Annotated in this window: 10 protein-coding genes; 6 read left to right on the forward strand and 4 right to left on the reverse strand. The window is 37.8% G+C overall.

From position 1 onward, the window contains the following. Window positions 1-56: 56 nt before the first annotated feature. Both PEDSA_RS02225 and PEDSA_RS02230 read left to right on the forward strand, forming a co-directional pair. The gene (locus tag PEDSA_RS02225; RefSeq protein WP_013631525.1) at window positions 57-2624 is read left to right on the forward strand and encodes a TonB-dependent receptor; all 2568 of its coding nucleotides are present in this window, start codon (window positions 57-59) and stop codon (window positions 2622-2624) included. 20 nt (window positions 2625-2644) lie between these two features. Beyond that, window positions 2645-3802, forward strand: coding sequence for a hypothetical protein (locus PEDSA_RS02230; RefSeq protein WP_013631526.1), 1158 nt, complete (start codon window positions 2645-2647; stop codon window positions 3800-3802). 54 nt (window positions 3803-3856) lie between these two features. Here the strand turns inward: PEDSA_RS02230 and PEDSA_RS02235 are convergent, their stop codons facing one another. Genes PEDSA_RS02235 through PEDSA_RS02245 form a run of 3 tightly spaced genes read right to left on the reverse strand, consistent with a single transcriptional unit; the run spans window position 3857 to window position 6925 of the window. Beyond that, complete coding sequence (locus PEDSA_RS02235; protein ID WP_013631527.1) at window positions 3857-4321, reverse strand: c-type cytochrome; 465 nt, start codon at window positions 4319-4321, stop codon at window positions 3857-3859. Continuing rightward, on the reverse strand, window positions 4311-5588 hold the full coding sequence (locus tag PEDSA_RS02240) for a PQQ-dependent sugar dehydrogenase (protein WP_013631528.1): 1278 nt from the start codon (window positions 5586-5588) through the stop codon (window positions 4311-4313). Before PEDSA_RS02240 ends, PEDSA_RS02235 begins: the two co-directional genes overlap by 11 nt. Then, a complete protein-coding gene (locus PEDSA_RS02245) occupies window positions 5585-6925 on the reverse strand; it encodes a BNR-4 repeat-containing protein (protein ID WP_013631529.1) in 1341 nt (446 codons plus the stop codon). Before PEDSA_RS02245 ends, PEDSA_RS02240 begins: the two co-directional genes overlap by 4 nt. A 200-nt stretch (window positions 6926-7125) precedes the next feature. Between PEDSA_RS02245 and PEDSA_RS02250 the strand changes: the two genes are divergently transcribed. The 3 genes from PEDSA_RS02250 (at window position 7126) to PEDSA_RS02260 (ending at window position 13787) form a co-directional block, all read left to right on the forward strand. Then, the gene (locus tag PEDSA_RS02250; protein WP_013631530.1) at window positions 7126-8121 is read left to right on the forward strand and encodes a heparin lyase I family protein; all 996 of its coding nucleotides are present in this window, start codon (window positions 7126-7128) and stop codon (window positions 8119-8121) included. Window positions 8122-8411: 290 nt separating this feature from the next. Continuing rightward, window positions 8412-10877, forward strand: a complete 2466-nt coding sequence (locus PEDSA_RS02255; RefSeq protein WP_013631531.1) for a glycoside hydrolase family 95 protein — start codon at window positions 8412-8414, stop codon at window positions 10875-10877. A 297-nt stretch (window positions 10878-11174) separates the two neighbouring features. Continuing rightward, window positions 11175-13787 (forward strand): glycoside hydrolase family 95 protein, encoded by a 2613-nt coding sequence (locus PEDSA_RS02260; RefSeq protein ID WP_245546813.1) that lies wholly within the window; start codon window positions 11175-11177, stop codon window positions 13785-13787. A gap of 1354 nt (window positions 13788-15141) precedes the next feature. On the opposite strand, the gene PEDSA_RS02275 is transcribed toward PEDSA_RS02260, so the two are convergent. After that, window positions 15142-15798: a hypothetical protein gene (locus PEDSA_RS02275; protein WP_013631534.1), complete on the reverse strand. Its 657-nt coding sequence runs from the start codon at window positions 15796-15798 to the stop codon at window positions 15142-15144. Window positions 15799-16056: 258 nt separating this feature from the next. Here PEDSA_RS02275 and PEDSA_RS02280 point away from each other — a divergent pair, with 258 nt between their 5' ends. Next, on the forward strand, window positions 16057-16896 hold the full coding sequence (locus tag PEDSA_RS02280; RefSeq protein WP_013631535.1) for an SGNH/GDSL hydrolase family protein: 840 nt from the start codon (window positions 16057-16059) through the stop codon (window positions 16894-16896). The last annotated feature ends 52 nt before the right edge of the window (window positions 16897-16948 follow it).

Raw genomic sequence — 16948 nt, forward strand, 5'->3', positions numbered from 1 at the left:
AGGTAATAATAAAGGGAGTATCTTTGCCGCATAAAACATAACACTAACAGTACATAATGGAAAAAAGATTACAAAGAGGAGCTAGTAGCCTGAAGAGGTTAGTGGCTTTTTTTGTTTTGCTATTATTGGCAAACGTAACTATGGCACAAATAACTTTGAAAGGGAAAGTTGTTGATGCTGTTACAAAAGAACCTTTAACAGGAGCTGCTGTAACTATAAAAGGAAGTACGATAGGGACAACCGCTGATATCGAGGGAGAGTTTACACTAAAGGTAAAAGAAACACCGGTGGTATTGGTTGTAGGTTTTGTTAGCTATAATTCTAAGGAAGTAAATATTACTGCAAAAGGTAATGCAGTTTTGCCTGCCATAGAGCTGGAGTCTAACATTACTACAATGTCTGAAATTGTGGTAAAGGCAAATAGCGTTGCAATAGACAGAAAAACACCAGTGGCTGTATCTACTATTACATCCGCGGTGATAGAGGAGAAGCTCGGTAGCCAGGAGTTTCCTGAATTGCTGAAGTCTACTCCCGGTGTTTATGCAACCAGGGTTGGAGGTGGATTTGGAGATTCTCGTATTAATTTAAGAGGTTTCCAAAGTGAAAATATTGCGGTTATGATCAACGGAGTGCCAATCAATGGAATGGAAAATGGTAAAGTTTACTGGTCTAACTGGGCTGGTTTATCCGATGTTACAAGATCTATGCAGGTGCAAAGAGGTTTGGGAGCATCAAAAGTTGCCGTACCTTCTGTTGGCGGTACTATAAATATCACAACCAGGACAATAGATGTAATTAAGGGAGGCTCCATTTTTCAGGGTATAGGTAATGATGGTTATAGTAAGACTACTTTTACTTATTCTTCAGGCTTGATGGATAATGGCTGGGCTTTTACGATATTAGGCGGTAGAAATGTAGGTAAAGGCTGGGCTGATGGTTTAGATTACGAAGGATATAATTATTTCTTTAATGTATCTAAAAAGATAAACCAAAAACATACGCTGGCTTTAACGGCTTTTGGAGCACCGCAAACCCATGCCCAAAGATATGACAGGTTGTATATTAATGAGTATAGAGATGCTGCGCAAGGAATTAAATATAACCCGAATTGGGGATATTATAATGGGGAGTTTAAATCTTTAAGCGTTAATAAGTATCATAAACCGCAAATTTCATTAAACCATAACTGGACAATAGATGAAACATCTTTCTTGTCGACTTCAGTTTATGGATCTGTAGCTTCAGGAGGTGGTATTGCATACACCGGAAGTTTGAAGTTTAACGATTTTAGAACGAATGGCGCTTATTCTCCGGTAAATATTGATGCAATTGCTCAGAAAAACATAGCAAATCAAGACGGTAGTGCTCTTGGATATATGAGAAACTCTGTAAATGACCATCAGTGGTATGGTATCTTAAGTACTTATACTAAAAAACTGAATGATAAATTTGATATTCTGGCTGGTATCGACGGCAGATATTACAGAGGTAAACATTATCAATTAGTTGATGATTTGTTGGGTGCTTCTTATGTAGCTGATAATACCAATAAAAATAACCCTTTTAACAGAGCAAAAACCGGAGATAAAATAGCTTTTAACAATGATGGCGTTATCGGCTGGGAGGGCGCGTTTGTTCAGGGAGAGTATTCAGAAGGACCGGTTTCAGCGTTTGTATCTTTATCCGGATCTAATACATCCTACCAGCGCATAGATTATTTCATGTTCTTAAATTCTGATCCGAACCAAAAATCTAAAAAAGTGAACATATTCGGTTTCCAGACCAAAGGTGGGATAAACTATAACCTAACGGAAAAACATAATGTATTCGCTAATATCGGTTATTTTGAAAAGGCACCGTTTTTCAATGCCGTTTTCATGAACAACTCCAATACGGTTAATAATAATTTTAAAAGAGAGAAAATTGCCAGTTATGAACTTGGCTACGGTTTTAGAACTTCTGCGTTTTCTGCAAATCTAAATTTATATTATACCGATTGGAAAGATAAATCTTTCACCAGATCTTTTAGCCGTGGAGAGGAGCGTTTCTTTGGTAATTTTTCTGGTGTAAATGCACTTCATAAAGGAGTAGAGCTAGATTTTGCATACAGGCCGACTAATAAATTTACAATGAAAGGTATGCTTTCGGTTGGAGACTGGAAATGGACAAATAACTTACAAAAGTTAGAGATATATGATGATCAACAACAAGTTGTCGATACTTATGGCCCGGTTTATATGAAAGGATTGAAAGTAGGGGATTCCCCTCAAACTACTTTGGCTTTAGGAGCAAATTATGATCTTTTTGAGAATTTCAAAATAGGTATTGATTATAACTACTATGCAAATTATTCTTCAGATTTCAATCCTACGACTTTATTAAAGGAGAATTTGGTTGCATGGAAAGTGCCTAATTATTCGCTTTTAGATGTAAATGCTGTTTTCAAAATGAAAATCGCGGGTTTAAATACATCATTATTTGCTAATGTAAATAACCTGTTTAATACAGAATATATTTCTGATGGCTATGCAAACTTTCAAAATGGAATAAGTAACGCCGCAAATACACAAGTGTTTTACGGAACTGGTAGAACTTGGACAACGGGTTTAAAAGTTAACTTTTAATCAAGAATAAATCATTAATAATGAAAAAGATATTCAATATAGCAGCTTTGATAGCTACCATTGCTTTAGCGCAGGCATGTGATCCGATGAAGGATACTTATGCGGAGTTAGATATAAATAAAATTGATAGAGCCGGAGTTAGGGAAATGACATTAGAGTTGACTGATGCCGATTATTCAACATTTAAAAAATCCTCTGGTTATACAGAGAAAAATAAAGCTTTCAGTAGTGAAGATTCTGCGAAAATCCTTATTCCAGAGCTATTAAACAGTAAGTACAAATATTTGGAGGAAACTTCTACTATTAACGTTACTTATAATCTAAATAATGTGAATACGAAGATGAATCCTACTGTTGGACATACTTTAACCATGGCAGATTATTTGGCGGTAAATGGTGCAACTAATGGTCAGCCAAGCGTACCGAAATTTACGACGTTGAACTCTGCATCCAGTATTATAAAAGCGGCGGAGGCTATAAATAAAACTCCCAAAAATGGTGATGTTTTACAGTTGACGTTTGCCTGGAATAGTAAGCCCGTGAAAGATTCTACGGCAACAGTTCTTTATTTTGATGGTGCCTGGGCTATTGCTTATACGCTTCTGGCAACAGATTATACCATTATGACTCAAGCTAATTCGAATTTTAGCTCAGCAGCTGTGGCAAATACATTTATTCCAATTTTTATAGCTAATAAGTTCCCATATTCTGTAGTAGAAGGTTCTATACAACCTGTACTTTATACTATGTATAACGGTACAGGAAACCCAACAACCACAGAGGTTTGTTTATTGAAATATGTATCAGGGAAATGGATTGTTATTAATGGGACGGTTAAGTACGCTTCGAAATTTGCTGTTAAAAGCGGTAAATGGGTACCAGACAATACCATAAAACATAAATTGATTACTGACGATTATAAAATAACTATAGCTGGATTATCTAAAACGGAATTGCCGACAGCATCTGAAAATATTGCGAAATATGGTAATTTTGATATGAGATATTGGAACGACCAACAAATAGAAAAATATTTAGGCTTGTTTGCAGGAGTGAGATTCCCCGATGCAATTACTGATCAGAAATGTGAATTAACCTATGTTACTTTTTCACCGTCTGCAACTTTAGTGAAAGTATTTGTTAAAAATGCGGAAGGTAAGTTTGAGATTATAAAATAGTATTAATTTTAAAATCAATTCGAATAAAATCCGGATCTATAGATCCGGATTTTATTATTTTGAGCTATTACTATTTCTTACTTTTGCTACTTCAGCAACACTGATTGCAGAAGATTTATTATCAAAGTTATTCCTGATAAACGTTAAAATGTCTGCGATTTGCTGATTGCTCAGATAATTGAAAGCAGGCATTGGATTTGAATATTCCTCTCCATCTATTTCAATGGGTTCGTTAAGCCCTTTTAATAGAATATTGATCAGTCGGGTCTTATCACCATTTACATATTCTGTTTTTCTTAAGGGCGGATTTAAATTAGGTACGCCATTTCCGTCTGCCTGATGACAAACCATGCAATGTTGCGTGTATAATGCCTTACCGCTGTCAAATGACTTCTTGAAGCCCGAAGTTGTCATCGTATTAGATTGTGTTGGCGTAGCTTTTTTTTGCTGTGCCAACACAAAAAGACTTGTGAACGAAAGTGTTGCTGTTAAAAGAAGGCTTAAGGTTTTATTTGCCATTATAACTTATTTTAAAGATTGTACCTTTTTTATCGTCTGTTACATATATCGATCCATCAGGACCCTGGGCCAGGCCGCAAGGTCTGTACACTGCTTGTGATGCTGATGTAATATTGTCTGATCCGGCAAAACCGTTAGCGAAAAACTCCCAGTTTCCAGATGGTTTACCATTTTTAAAGGGAACAAAAGCTACAAAGAAACCTTCCTGTTTTTCCGGTGCTCTGTTCCATGATCCGTGAAAGGCTATAAATGCGCCGTTTCGATATTTCTCGGGAAATTGAGATCCTGTGTAAAATAATAAGCCGTTAGGTGCCAGATGCGCTGGAAAAGCAACAACTGGATTAATGTATGAAGCATCGGCAGCTTTTTTACCATCTCCACCATATTCAGGAGCCAGCATGTTTTTCTTCTGAAACGGATCGTAGTAGGCAAAAGGCCAGCCTGCATTATCTCCTTTTTTTAGTTCGTACATACATTCCGCTGGCAGCTCTGCATTGGTTTTAGCATCAAATAAATCCGGAAATAAAGTGTTTAATTGGTCGCGGCCATGTTGCATTACAAATAGGCTGTTGGTTGTGTTGTTCCAATCTAATCCTACAACATTTCTTAATCCAGTGGCGTAGCGGGTACCTTGTCCATAGCTTTGGTTTAATTTGTTTGCTTTAAACTGCCAGATTCCTCCTGCCGAATCCAATAATGGACATCCCGGAACTCCTAAAGAACCTGGTTTGCGGTCTTCCTGCTGACAAGAGTTGGAATAAGCACCTATATTTACATAGATGTTATCATTGTTGTCGATAACGATAGATTTTGTTTCGTGTTGTCTGCCCATCTTTAGTCCGGTAATAATCTTTTCCGGATGTTCGGTATCTGCTACTTCGTTATTCGCGTTTAATTTATATCTGAATACTTCCTGATTAGAAGAGGTATATAAATAACCATTCTTGGTATAGATTCCGGTTCCGCCGTAGTTCCCAAAGCCTTTGATGACTTCATATTTACCATCTGCATTTGTGTCTTTAAGATAAAGTACTCCTTTGCTGTCAACCGCCCGGGCAAGTTTAACATACATACTCCCGTCGGGATTTATTGTAAGGTGCCTTGGTTTACCCAAATTTTCTGCTACTATGGCTGTTGTGAATCCTTGTGGTAAGGATATTTTGACATTTCCTGCGACTGGTATTTTATTGCCGTCGACTATATTTTGCGCGTAAGAGCAGGCCAGTAACGATACGGCCAAACTAAAAGTTAATATGCTTTTTTTCATTTTATTTTATTTATCTGATAAGGTTTCTTGTATCCTGAGGTAACTTTTCCATAAAAAACATTCCTTTTTGCAATATTAATCTCGCCATCTCCTCCTTCGGTTATGAAAAGTTTTATGTCTTTGGTAGCGTTTTCTATAACTTCAACACGATCAACTTTCGCACCAACCTGTATAGCTGTTTCGAGCTTCCATTTTAATCCTCCGTCGTTTGTTATGTAGGTTTTTATTTTATTCTCGTTTGGAATATAAACTCTAAAAGAGTTCGCTCCAATCTTTTCTAATTCTCTGGGATCTCTTAAATCCCTGATTTCATTTCCCGGAGATTGAATAGTTGCGAAGACCCATGATTTTCCATTCCAAGTAGCACTTCCGGGACCACCATTTAATTGGTTGTCAAAATAAATTAAAGGCCAGCCGTTATCCTTATAATGTACAGAGACCTGCAGGCCTGCTAAATGTCCTTTTTCCGGAATACCAGTATCCAGCACCATACAATATTTATCCATTTCTTCGGTATCTATTGTTTCTCCTAAATCTACATCATTGATATTATATAAATGGTCATTAGACGGATCAAGATAGGCATAATATACATTACGTCCATAAGTAGCATGCGCATGTTTTCCGAGCTTTTCTCCGGCTATAGTCCAGGCCAAATGTATTTTTCCTTTTTGATTACCATGAGCAGGTTGATAACTGACCTTTCCGTTATAAATCTCCATCATATTGTCGGTTTTTCTTGGATATGGATCAATAGCCATCTGCTTTGTCCAGTTTTTTCCTGAATCCGTCGACTTTACAAATCGATAAGGTCTGTCATCGGAATATTTGTTGTTTTGTCTGGTTTCTCTGTAAAATACGTAAAATGTTCCTTTTTGGGTAATTATCGGAGCGGGGTAAGAGGCTTTCTCTGCAATGTCTATAAAACTATCTTTCCATTCTCCGTCAATGCTTAAGGGGGAAGGAGAAACCGTCATTTTTAAAGTAGAGTTATGACATCCATAAAATATATAAATTTTTCCATCTTTACCCTTTAACATTCCCGGATAATTATGTTTGTCTACAAAAGGAGAATTCCCTACTACTTTATCCACGGACCATGTTTTCGTTCTGTGATCGTATTCTTTTACTACGGCGCTGCTACTTGCTCCCATCCACGTGACAAAGGTTTTATTCGCCTGTTTATCATAAAAACCTATGTTAATTGGTCTTTGATCTGAACGGGTATTGGCTTTTTCACTTAAAAGCGAAACAGACACCTTTTGTGTTGAACAGCCCACAATGAAAAAGCATATATAGGCTAATGGGAGATATAATCTGAAATATTGAGGTTTCATGTATGGTGATAAAGATATTTTCAAATATATCTTTACTGAGAGCTTTTTTATTTAATTTATTTGGCAATTCATACAATATAATTGGCTAAAGCAGTTTAATAAAAAGCCAAAAAAGCATCATGAAGTGATATCTAATCTACTAACTTTGGGATTATGTTTTCTTTACCAGGAAGACGATAAACCAAATAATACCCAAAATCATGAAAAGAGGATCGATCGTTTTTAATAAAGGGATAACTTTTTTGTTAACCTTGTTGATTATTACGCTGTCTTGCTCGTCTTCTAAAGAGGAGACTGCTCCGGAAAAGGAAAAAACAGAGGAAACTGTAGATAAAGCGGATAATGATAAGGATGACCCTTCTAAAGAAGAGCCAAACTCAGGCCAGCCACCAAAGGAAGATCCTCCTAAAGAAAACCCAGGAAGCGGAACTGTTAATAACGCCGCTACGCTAAGTGCAACGGCTAGCTCTGGGAGTGCTTATCCTCTTTTTACTGGGGCTTTTGCCCATGAAAATCCAGATTGTGTACATAGTCCATTTGGGCCACATGTTACACAGGCGTTTGATTCGGATTTAAATAAAAATGTATTTGTTTTCCATAGTCATATCATTGATGATAATGACAGATGTACCAATTTTGACAGGGTAAGAATGGAGATTAAGGGAAGCAACAGCAAAACGGAACACAAGGAGAATGAAATGGGGTATTACAGATGGAAGTTCAGGCTGCCTGCTGATTTTGTAGGGTCTAATACATTCTGTCATATTTTCCAGATCAAAGCAAAAAGTGGTGATGCCGGAGCCCCTTTGATTACTATTACGCCGAGAGCTTCGGTCCTGGAAGTTATTCATGATGCCGGTGAGAGTAAAGCCAATAGTTTAGGAAAGGTTATTTCTGTTCCGTTGGCTCCTTTTAAGGGTGCCTGGGTGGAGGCTTATGTAAAATACAAGAGCAGCGATAATGGTTCTTTTGAAATCGTATTAACGAGGGTGAGTGACGGTGTTACTTTGTTAAGTTACAGCAAGGCTAGTGGCATAGATATGTGGCGTACGGGCGACAATCAGGTGAATCGGGGAAAATGGGGAGTATACAGGTCTAAAGGTGATGGAAAAACTGTGTTAAAGGATGAACAGGTTAAATTTGCGGATTTTTGTGTGTCGGAAACGAGTGAGGCGGAGTGTCCGAGTAGTAAGTAGTAAGTAGTAAGTAGTAAGTAGTAAGTAGTAAGTAGTAAGTAGTAAGTAGTAAGTAGAAGGTAGAAGGTACGGTATCTGCTTTGCCAATATGGTTTATTAATACGCCAATAAGTCTAATTGGTTTAAGAAATAAAAAGTGCTAATTGCATATTGAATTTCCTGAGTTTTTAGGAGATTGGGATTATTAACTGTTAATTAACTGTCTGAATATAATTTGAGTTTCGAACTTCTCATTTCATATTTAGGCAGTTTCTTTTTTGAAGAAGGTATAATAAGTTGTTAACCAAAATATGCGAAAACTTTATTTTTTAGCTCTAACCTCTTTTTTAGCTGTTGCAAATGCCAATGCACAGCAGCATGATAAAACTTTAAAATTGTGGTACGATGCACCGTCCAGAAACTGGAATGAGGCTCTGCCTATTGGCAATGGCCGTTTGGGTGCTATGGTATTTGGAAATCCTGATCGGGAGAAAATCCAGCTAAATGAAGAGACAGTTTGGTCTGGTGGACCTAATACTAATATTACAGCTGAGTCAGGGGCTGCTATTCCAAAGCTGAGACAGCTGATTTTTGAGGAGAAGTTTTTGGAAGCACAGGCTTTGGCTGATGTAGATATGTTTCCGAAGAAAAACAGCGGGATGATCTATCAGCCTGTAGGTGATTTATTAATTAACTTTCCGGGACATGCACAGGTTGAAAAATATTATAGGGACCTTAATATTGAAAAAGCAGTAACGACCGTTAGCTATCGTTTAAATGGTGTTAATTATAAAAGGGAGACTTTCGCTTCTTTCCCAGATCAGGTTATTATTGTTCGTTTAACTGCTGATAAGCCAAATAAAATAACTTTTAATGCTTCTTTAACTTCGCCGCAGAATAGTGCACAGAAGATAGAAAACGGTAAATTGATTTTAACAGGGCTAACTGCGGATCATGAAGGAGAGAAGGGGCAGATCAAATTTGAGACTCAGGTTAAAACCAAAGTAAAAGGAGGAAAGGCGGAGCTGACAGGTAGTTTATGGAAGGTTACAAATGCCAATGAGGCGATTATTTATATTTCTATGGCTACCAATTTTGTCAAGTACAATGATATTTCCGGTAACCAACATGTAAAGGCGTCAAATTATTTAGATAAAGCATTTGTTAAGAATTATGACGATGCTCTAAAACAACATATTGCATTCTATCAGCAATATTTTAACCGGGTAAAGTTTGATGTGGGCGTCAATGCTTCGGTGAATAAACCTACTGACAGAAGGATTTATGAATTCGCAAAAAGCTTTGATCCACATTTAGCAGCTTTATATTTTCAGTTTGGAAGGTATCTTTTGATTTGTAGCTCGCAACCGGGTAACCAACCGCCAACTTTACAGGGAATTTGGAATGATAGAATGGATGCGCCATGGGATAGTAAGTACACGATCAATATCAATACGGAAATGAACTATTGGCCAGCGGAAGTAACGAATTTATCTGAATTGCATCAACCTTTGTTTAATATGCTGGAAGATCTGGCTGTAACAGGACAAGCCACTGCTCAATCGATGTATGGTGCTAAAGGCTGGGTAACACACCATAATACCGATTTGTGGCGGATTACCGGTCCTGTTGACAGACCTTATGCTGGACTTTGGCCAATGGGAGGGAATTGGCTAAGCCAGCATTTGTGGGATCATTACCAGTTTACCGGTAACAAAGACTTTTTGAAGAAATATTATCCTGTTTTAAAGGGTGCAAGTGATTTTTATCTGGATATTTTACAGGAGGAACCTAAGCACAAATGGTTAGTGGTTTCTCCATCAAATTCCCCTGAAAACACTTATGTAGAAGGTAAGAGAGTATCTATTGCCGCAGGAACAACGATGGACAATCAGTTGCTTTTTGATCTGTTTAGTAAAACTGCTAAAGCTGCTGAGATTTTAGGTATAGATAAAGATTACAGTACGCTATTGAAACAAAAGATCAATAGGCTTGCACCTATGCAAATTGGTAAATACAGCCAGTTGCAGGAATGGATGTACGATTGGGACAGACCGGATGACAAACACCGCCATGTTTCTCACCTATATGGCTTATATCCCAGCAATCAAATATCTCCATATAGTACTCCTGAGCTGTTTGATGCAGCCAGAACTTCGTTGATTTACAGAGGTGATCCGGCTACTGGTTGGTCTATGGGATGGAAAGTCAATTTATGGGCCCGTTTTCTGGATGGAAATCATGCCTATAAATTAATTACCGATCAATTGAAGTTGGTTGGCGGAAGTATAGATAGTGTGAACGTAAAAGGCGGTGGAACTTATCCGAATATGTTTGACGCTCATCCTCCTTTTCAAATTGATGGAAACTTTGGTTGTACTGCAGGAATAGCGGAGATGATTTTGCAATCACATGACGGTGCTATCCATATTTTACCTGCTTTGCCTGATATCTGGCCAACCGGTAAAATGACAGGTTTGGTAGCCAGAGGTGGTTTTGTGGTAGATGTTGTTTGGGAGAAATCTAAATTAAAGGAGCTGAAAGTTACTTCTCGTTTGGGAGGAAATTGCAGGTTGAGAATTAATGAGGATTTATTAGCTTCTACAGCTAATCTTAAAGCTGCATCGGGAAGCAATGCTAATGCTTTTTACGAGGTTCCTACGGTTAAGAAGCCAATAATTTCTCCTGAAGCTAAGTTAAAACCGGTAGGTATTAAAGCCAGTAAGGAGTTTGATCTTTCTACCGAAGCCGGAAAGGAGTATGTTTTTAAGTTTTAGGTAGTTGGGGGCGAGTGAAGAAGATCCGAGGTATTGAAATATACTGTTGATATGAAATTGCTTCGATTTCTCGCAATGAGGTTCCTAATTTTTGTCATTGCAAGGAGGAACGACGAAGCAATCTTATTCAGGACTATGCAAATCACGAAATAATAATCGAACTCCGATTTATAAGGAGGATTCGAAACTTATATGATGAGATGCTGAAACGAGTTCAGCATGACAGTATAGGGGAGAATCCACTTTGATCAATATTTTAGTACAAAATAGAGCCATTATTTAAGAGCCTAACTTTTAATGATGATGAATAGATATATATACTTGTTGACACTTTTTGTGATAGCAAATCTTGCAGGATTTGCGCAAAGCAAATCAGATCCTAATTTAGTTTTATGGTATAAGGAACCTTCTAAGATTTGGGAAGAGGCTTTACCTATAGGTAATGGTTTTCAAGGAGCCATGGTCTTTGGTGGCGTTGGCAAAGAACGTTTTCAACTGAATAACGGAACTTTATGGTCTGGATTCCCTAATCCGGGAAATAATCCAAAAGGTCCAGCGGCTTTGCCTCAGGTAAGAAAAGCCATTGACGATGGGGATTATGCTAAAGCCGCTGAAATCTGGAAGAAGAATAATCAAGGGCCTTATTCTGCTAGATATTTAACCATGGCTGATCTTTATCTTGATTTTAATCATAAAGATAGCGATGTACAGGCTTATAAAAGATCTTTAGATTTAAATAGTGCTGTACACACGGTAACTTACAAAGTAGGCGGAGTAACTTATAAAAGGGAAACTTTAATGAGTAACCCAGACAAGGTGATGGCTATTAGGCTAACTGCCGATAAGAAAAATGCCTTAAGTTTTACTACAGATTTAATCAGTAAGCTGAAATACAAAACCAATGCTGTAGGGCAAAATGCACTGATTTTGAAAGGAAAAGCTCCTAAACATGTGGCACATAGACCAACAGAGCCAGAGCAAATTATTTACGATGAGAACGGAGAAGGGATGACTTTTGAAGTTCATTTAAAAGTTTTGAACGAAGGTGGAACTGTTAAAACAGTAGGAAATAAAATTACTGTGCAAAACGCCAATGCAGTAACCATTTATTTATCCAGTGGAACAAGTTTTAACGGTTTTGACAAATCGCCAACTATTGCAGGTAAAAATCCGTCAATTGAGGCTTCGGCTAATCTGGCTGCTGCAGTTGGAAAAAAATATGATGTAATGAAGCAAGCCCATATTGCTGATTATAGTAAACTGTTTAACAGGGTGGTTTTGAAGTTAGGAAATCGTCCTGATTTGGCTAATCTTCCAACCAATATCCGTTTGTCCAGACAGGGACAGAAAGGAAATGATCAGGAATTGCAGGTGTTGTATTTTCAGTTTGGTCGTTATTTAATGATATCCAGTTCAAGACCGGGTTCTCAGGCAACAAACTTACAGGGTTTGTGGAATGATCATGTGCAACCACCTTGGGGCAGTAATTATACCGTAAATATCAATACGGAAATGAACTATTGGTTGGCGGAGAATACTAATTTGTCTGAACTGCATTATCCATTATTTGATTTTCTGGAAAGGCTTGCCGTGAATGGAAAGGAAACAGCGAAAATCAACTATAATATTAACAAGGGATGGGTATTGCATCATAATACCGATATCTGGGCAAAAACTTCACCAACGGGTGGTTATGACTGGGATCCGAAAGGTTCACCACGCTGGTCGGCATGGCCAATGGGCGGTGCCTGGTTAAGTACGCATTTGTACGATCATTATCTGTTTACGGGCGATAAAAGGTTTTTGAAGGAGAAAGCATATCCTTTAATGAAGGGCGCGGCCGAGTTTCTATTGGCATGGCTGGTACCTGACCAAAGCGGATATTTGATCACCAATCCATCAACTTCTCCGGAAAATACCTTTACCATCAATAAGAAACAATATGAGATCAGTAAGGGGACAACCATGGATTTGGGGATTATGCTGGAGTTGTTTAATGCTTGTATTCAATCTGCTAAGGCTTTAGATACTGATGCTAATTTTGTAAAACAGTTGGAAGCAGCTAAGGCCAAGCTGTACCCATATCAAATCGGCAAATATGGACAATTGCAGGAGTGGTTTTTTGATATAGACGATCCTAAAGATACACATAGACATATCTCGCATTTGTATGGTTTATATCCGGGAAACCAAATTACGTTAGAGACCACACCAGAACTGGCTGCAGCTGCTAAGCAGTCCCTTATTCATAGGGGAGATGTAAGTACCGGTTGGTCTATGGCATGGAAAATTAATTGGTGGGCGAGGTTACAGGATGGGAACCATGCTTTAAAGATCTTAAAAGATGGCCTGACATTGATTGATCCTGCTAAAACAGCAGAAGGCGATGGTAAACATTCGGCAGGAGTAAACCAGCAACTGACCAATGTACAAATGAGTGGCGGTGGTACATATCCGAATTTATTGGATGCCCATCCACCTTTCCAAATTGATGGGAATTTTGGTGCTACGGCAGGAATCATAGAAATGTTGTTGCAAAGCCATAATGGTGCCTTGCATTTGCTTCCTGCTCTTCCGGATGAATGGAAGGAGGGAGCTGTGAAAGGAATTAAGAGCAGAGGTAATTTTACTGTTGATATGGAATGGAACCAGAATAAACTGGTTAAATCTGTTATTTTATCTAATGAAGGTGGTGTTTGTAGAGTGAAGTCTTTTTATCCAATTAAGGTGGTAGAAGTTAAAGGGGCAGAGGTAGAAGGGCAGAGTGCTAATCCATTATTACCTAGCGTACAAGGTTTAAAGTTTACCAATGTAACGAATGCTAAACTGGTAGATGTGAAAATAGCAAAGACTTATGGAATAGAATTTAAGACAGAAAAGGGAAAACGTTATACCGTTGTTCCGCTATAAGATTTTCTCAATAATTTGGTTTGAACCTTAGTGTGTGGTACCCGGAGCTTGAATAGCTCTGGGTTTTTTGTTATAAAGACAGGTTGGTATATCTGCAGATGTTTTTGGGGAATGTCTTTTCGTACCGGCTTAATATCACCTATATATAAGGAACACACCAGTACAAGGCGCTTACACCGAGCGGTACAAGGCGCTTACACTATAATTTTGGTTTCTTATAGAAACTTGTTGTATGGGACTCTGTTTAATTGCCCCTACCATTTTTCAAAAATCATAGAACAGGAGAGAAGTTTAGAAACAGGATTGATGCTCGACGGCGTGGATGTCAATACCGAACGGTATTTACTGTTTAACCGTTCGGTAGAGAATTTTACCGATTTTTGAGATTATACTATAACGGTTAGTTCTTTATCAAAGCTTGCCGTAGGAGGCCCCTCTGGTTTCAGAGTTCGCTTGTGGCAGTCTCTGAAATCTTTAGTTTGAAAACAGAGGACTGTGTCCCTGCCTGCGGCTGGCAGGCGGTAAGTTGCAGTAGTATAGAATAAAGTGAAATACAAACATTTTGGACGGAGTCCTTGGTTTTTAAAAGGCATTTAAGTGATCTTTCAGAACACTTAAATGAGTGGGGTATTCGGAAGCAACCGCCTATGCAGTGTTAAAACTTTATGGCAATGCTGTTACTATTTTAAAAGCAGATAAAGGAAAAACAGATTTTTTACCCCTAGTATTAAATAGTAACAATCGGATAGATAAAAATAATTGGTCATCAAATCCTTAATTTAAAAATAAAAACACAAAATAATTTTCTTTGGATATTTATAGTTCTAATTGCTTCTTGCAATGTCACAAGAAAGACTACAGGTAGACTTACCTGTTTTTAAAGTCTTCGCAGATGGTTTAATTTATCGGGATGTGTCCGAGACAAATTCGAGACAAATTCGAGACAAATTCGACAAGGCGACGACTCTTCTTCGAGTGTTCTTCGACAAAACCATACATTTCTTCGAGTGTTCTTCGACAAAGCTTCGGCAAAACGCCATTTTCTTCGACACTTGTTCGACAAACCTTTGGCAAATGCCGAAGCACACCCGAACAATTCCCGAAGGAAAGTCGAATCTGATATTCATCTATCCCGAGTCAATCTGGATTCAATTACCTTGTTCTATTTAGGCATGGCATGCGGCATATTTAGATTTTCTTCGATTCTTATGATTAGCTACGGTTTAAAGTTTGTCCTGTGGGAGCGATGATCGTTCTTTACATCATGTCAGAGGGTAAGGTAAGCAAGTAACGGAGCTAAAACATTCCTTTGGAACTTCTTGTGCCTTGTTTGGGTGGGTTTACAACAACCAATTTATTTAAACCCTTTTCCAAAAAAAGAGCTAATGTCAAAGATATAATCCTGAATATTACCGTCTTCCCTTTTTACCTGTAATATATCAAAAGGTTTACCTCCATAAAATTTTAGCGACTGTAAAATTACTTTGCAATTGACACAGTTATTTCGAACATACTCATACTCTTCACGAATGTTATTTACCTTAATTGCACTTTGATAGATATTATTATTGTCTGTTTTTGACTCGGGTGCGCGTGTGTCTGTAAATTCGTAACTATCAACCTCCATCTCGAGAGATATTTTGATAGATTTAAATTTGATGTTATCGTCATCTAGTATGTGATATTCATATATATCGGTTTTTTTAGATTCATTGTGGTATTCATAAAATTTGTTCTTCTTGGTCCACCATTTACCTTCCTCTACCGATACCTGTTCATCTCCAAGATAATTGGTGGTGAAGGTTATTGTAAAATTGCCATCATCATACCTTTTCATTTCCCATTTTCGGGAAACGTCCTTCATTTGCTGGTCTTTTTCGGAACCACTCCATGTACCGACTAATCGTTGGTCTATTTTCTTACCTCCAGAAACTCTAATGTTTTGAGCTTTAGATATTATAGTTCCTAATAATGCTAAAAACAGGAATAGGAATTTTATTGGTTTATGCATAATGCAAGATAAGTCTTTGTCTTTAAAAGTTTAAAACTCATTAGGAAATTATTGACTCTTCAGTATCTCTGATTTAAAGCAGGGAATTAGTGAAAATAGATGTTTACGATGCGTAATGTAATAAGTCCAAGTCAGGCTTAGGCTCGTGTCTTTAGCACTAATACTTGAGCTAGAGATGGCAAGTTCAATCTGCAGAAAAGGATAATAAAGCCTTTTATGCAGTTATAATCTAATGAAGGTGAAATTGTATATTTGGTTATGAAGAAGTCAATTATACTACCATATATCCTGTTTTTATGCTGCTTAATCTGTAGAGAAATAAAAGCACAAACGCCGAAAGTTGAGATAAAGCAGGAAGAGAAAACTCTTGAAAGTCAATGGAAGGGAAAGCATGTAGCTTTTCTTGGTGACTCTATGACGGACAAAAAGAGAGTAGGGACAAGCTACATTTACTGGGAATATTTAACGGAACTTCTGGGAATACAACCTTATGTTTATGGCATTAATGGAAACCAGTGGGATGGCATTTATAAGCAAGCCAATAAACTTTATGAAGAAGGAAAGGATAGTATAGATGCCATTTTGATTTTTGCCGGTACGAATGATTATAATCGTGGTTTGCCATTGGGAACATTTTATACCGAGAGTGAAAAATCAACCAATCATAATGGTGAACAAGTAAAAAGGAAATATAGGGAAGCGATTATGGATGGTGGAACTTTTTGCGGACGCATCAATATGGTGCTGTCTTTTCTGAAGGATCACTTTCCGAAACAACAGATTGTTATCCTGACGCCTATACACCGCGGGTATGCAAAGTTTGGTGATAAAAATGTACAACCGGAAGAACGCTTTGCAAACGGGCAGGGGCTTTATATTGATGACTACGTAGCTGCTCTTAAGCAAGCTGGTTCTTATTGGTCTGTTCCGGTTATTGATCTTTTTTCTTTGTCCGGACTTTATCCACTTTCGGCTTCTCAGAGTGATTATTTTCATCATCCGCAAACGGATTTACTGCATCCTAATGCGAATGGAAATTACAGACTTGCAAAAACTATTCAATATCAATTATTGAGCTTGCCAGCTGGATTTAAGTAGATTTTGATTTATTTAATTCGATATCTGAAGACAACCTAATTTGGGCAATCTG

Origin of the sequence: Pseudopedobacter saltans DSM 12145 (genome assembly GCF_000190735.1) — a bacterium.
GTDB classification, from domain to species: domain Bacteria; phylum Bacteroidota; class Bacteroidia; order Sphingobacteriales; family Sphingobacteriaceae; genus Pseudopedobacter; species Pseudopedobacter saltans.

Coding starts and splice junctions, on each gene's coding strand:
- PEDSA_RS02275 (WP_013631534.1), bottom strand. CDS start 15,798: ATGCATAAACCAATAAAATTCCTATTCCTGTTTTTAGCATTATTAGGA.
- PEDSA_RS02250 (WP_013631530.1), top strand. CDS start 7,126: ATGAAAAGAGGATCGATCGTTTTTAATAAAGGGATAACTTTTTTGTTA.
- PEDSA_RS02240 (WP_013631528.1), bottom strand. CDS start 5,588: ATGAAAAAAAGCATATTAACTTTTAGTTTGGCCGTATCGTTACTGGCC.
- PEDSA_RS02225 (WP_013631525.1), top strand. CDS start 57: ATGGAAAAAAGATTACAAAGAGGAGCTAGTAGCCTGAAGAGGTTAGTG.
- PEDSA_RS02280 (WP_013631535.1), top strand. CDS start 16,057: ATGAAGAAGTCAATTATACTACCATATATCCTGTTTTTATGCTGCTTA.
- PEDSA_RS02230 (WP_013631526.1), top strand. CDS start 2,645: ATGAAAAAGATATTCAATATAGCAGCTTTGATAGCTACCATTGCTTTA.
- PEDSA_RS02255 (WP_013631531.1), top strand. CDS start 8,412: ATGCGAAAACTTTATTTTTTAGCTCTAACCTCTTTTTTAGCTGTTGCA.
- PEDSA_RS02260 (WP_245546813.1), top strand. CDS start 11,175: ATGATGATGAATAGATATATATACTTGTTGACACTTTTTGTGATAGCA.
- PEDSA_RS02245 (WP_013631529.1), bottom strand. CDS start 6,925: ATGAAACCTCAATATTTCAGATTATATCTCCCATTAGCCTATATATGC.
- PEDSA_RS02235 (WP_013631527.1), bottom strand. CDS start 4,321: ATGGCAAATAAAACCTTAAGCCTTCTTTTAACAGCAACACTTTCGTTC.